The sequence below is a fragment of the Bradyrhizobium sp. P2_E8 genome (assembly GCF_056403875.1).
Map to the genome: position 1 here is coordinate 1 of NZ_JBFUES010001046.1, position 2,503 is coordinate 2,503.

Here is a 2,503-nt window from a genome sequence, read left to right on the forward strand (position 1 = left end):
GTGCGCGCGCTGCTTGGTGCCGGCCTCACCGAAAAGGACATCACGCCGGTGCTGCTCCAGCACGCCGACGGCAAGACCGCGCTGATCCGCGGCGATGTCGATGCCTGGGCCGGGCTCGATCCGATGATGGCGCAGGCCGAGGTGGAGGAAGGCGCCAAGCTGTTCTATCGCAAGGCTGACGCCAACACCTGGGGCATCCTCAATGTGCGCGAGCAGTTCCTGAAGGACTATCCGGACATCGCCCGCCGCGTGCTCGCAACTTACGAAGAGGCGCGCAAATATTCGCTGGCGAACTACGACGATCTCAAGAAGACCTTCATCGCCGTGACCAAGCTTCCCGAGGCCGTCGTCGACAAGCAGCTCAAGGAGCGCACCGAGCTGACGCATAGTCGCATCGGCGCGCCCCAGCGCGAGTCGATCCTCGCCGCGGGCCTGGCGTTGCAGCAGGCGGGAGTCGTCGACGCCAAGGTCGACGTGAAGGCGACGTTGGACGCGCTGATCGACGACCAGGTCCCGCTGCCGACGAATTGAGGGCGGTTGGGAAGAGCGTAGCTGCCGCAGCAAACACCGTCGTCGTCCCGGGGCGCGAAGCGAGCCCGGGACCCATAACCCTAGGGAGCGGTTGTGGTGCGAAGGCGGCAACTCCGAGTCCCCGTAACCACGCCTCCCTGTGGTTATGGGTCCCCGCCTTCGCGGGGACGACGCAAGAAGGCGCGGCAATAGTAGTGTTGCATTCCCTGACCAGACGCGCTTCCTACCGGCCATGATCTCCGACGCGCCTGTCTTGCAACGATCCTCTGATGCGGCCGAGAGCGCCGCCGCGCCATCGCGCGTCGCGCGTTACGCGCGGCCGGTGCTGGGTGTGTTGTTGCCGCTCGCGCTCGCGCTCGGCTGGGAGCTCGTGGTGTGGTCTGGCTGGTCCAACGGCCGGCTGGTGCCGCCGCCCTCGCGCGTCCTTGTCACCATCGCTGATCTCGCCCGCTCCGGCGAGCTGGTCCGTCACATCGCCGCGACGCTGTGGCGCGTCGGCCTCGGCTTCGCGTTMGGCGTCGTCGCGGGCACGCTGCTCGGGGCGATCTCCGGCTATTGGTCGCTGGCGCGCCGGCTGCTCGATCCGACCGTGCAGGCGCTGCGCGCGATACCCTCGCTGGCCTGGGTGCCGCTGTTCATCCTCTGGCTCGGCATCTTCGAGACCTCGAAGATCGCGCTGATCGCGGTCGGCGTGTTCTTCCCGGTCTATCTCGGCGTCATGGGCGCGATCCTCTCGGTCGATCGCAAGATCGTCGAGGTCGGCCGCACCTTCCGCCTGTCCGGCCCGGCGATGATCCGCCGCATCCTGCTGCCCGCGGTGCTGCCGGCCTATGTCGTCTCCTTGCGCGTCGGCCTCGGTCTCGGCTGGATGTTCGTGGTGGCGGCCGAATTGATCGGCGCCTCCGAAGGCCTCGGCTATCTCCTGCTCGACGGTCAGCAGCTCGGCAAGCCCGCGCAGATCCTCGCCGCCATCGTGATCTTCGCCATGCTCGGCAAGCTCACGGACTGGCTGATCGAGGTCGGATCCGCGCCCTTCCTGCGCTGGCAGGACGCCTTCGGGCGCGCCGGGGGAGCATAACGCGATGCTGGCGCTCGACCGGGTCGGCAAGACCTATCCCAACGGCGTCGAGGCGCTGGCGCGCTTTTCCGCCGAGATCAGCCAGGGCGAGATCGTCGCCATCATCGGCGGCTCCGGCTGTGGCAAGTCCACGCTGCTGCGCGCCATCGCCGGCCTCGACCGCGCCTCCTCAGGCACGGTGACGCTCGAYGACGAGGCGATCGCCTCGCCGCACGCCAAGATCGGCATCATCTTCCAGGAGCCGCGGCTTTTGCCCTGGCTCAGCGTCGCCGACAATATCGGTTTCGGCCTTGCCGATCTGCCCGCGGCCGAACGGCGCGAGAAGGTGGCGCGCGCGCTCGCGCGCGTCGGGCTCGCCGACAAGGCGCAGGCCTGGCCGCGCGAGCTCTCCGGCGGGCAGGCGCAGCGCGTCGCGATCGCCCGCGCGCTGGTGCCGCAGCCCGAGGTGCTCTTGCTCGACGAGCCCTTCTCCGCGCTCGACGCTTTCACCCGCAGGGATCTCCAGGATCATCTGCTCGACCTCTGGGCCGATACGCGCCCGACCTTGATCCTCGTCACACATGACGTCGACGAGGCCGTGGTGCTGGCCGACCGCGTGCTGGTGATGCGGCCGCGGCCGGGGCGCTTGTTCGACCAGATCGAGATCAACCTCGGGCGGCCGCGCGACCGCAATTCGCCGCTCTTCGAGAACTTCAAGCGAAGTGTGCTGACGTCACTCGACCGTTCGCTCGACCGCAGCGTGCCCGACCGTGACGCAACCCTGGGTCCCGGTCAGGCCATGTGGTGGTGACAATCTCTCCCCAAGCCGGTACATCGAGAGGCGATTTTTCCGGGAGAGAACGAAGATGGACGCCGCCCAACTGCGCCAGATGCAGGCCCCGATCAAGGAACGCT

General features: G+C 68.1%; 3 protein-coding genes. All 3 read left to right on the forward strand.

Translation table 11 applies throughout. From position 1 onward, the window contains the following. Positions 1-531, forward strand: a 531-nt coding sequence (locus AC1D00_RS36400; protein ID WP_477013994.1) for a type 2 periplasmic-binding domain-containing protein, incomplete at its 5' end; no start/stop codon positions are given. A 232-nt stretch (positions 532-763) separates the two neighbouring features. Beyond that, a complete protein-coding gene (locus tag AC1D00_RS36405; RefSeq protein ID WP_477013995.1) occupies positions 764-1,609 on the forward strand; it encodes an ABC transporter permease in 846 nt (281 codons plus the stop codon). 4 nt (positions 1,610-1,613) lie between these two features. Next, entirely contained in the window at positions 1,614-2,399 is a 786-nt protein-coding gene (locus tag AC1D00_RS36410) for an ABC transporter ATP-binding protein (RefSeq protein ID WP_404551403.1), read from the forward strand. Positions 2,400-2,503 lie beyond the last annotated feature (104 nt).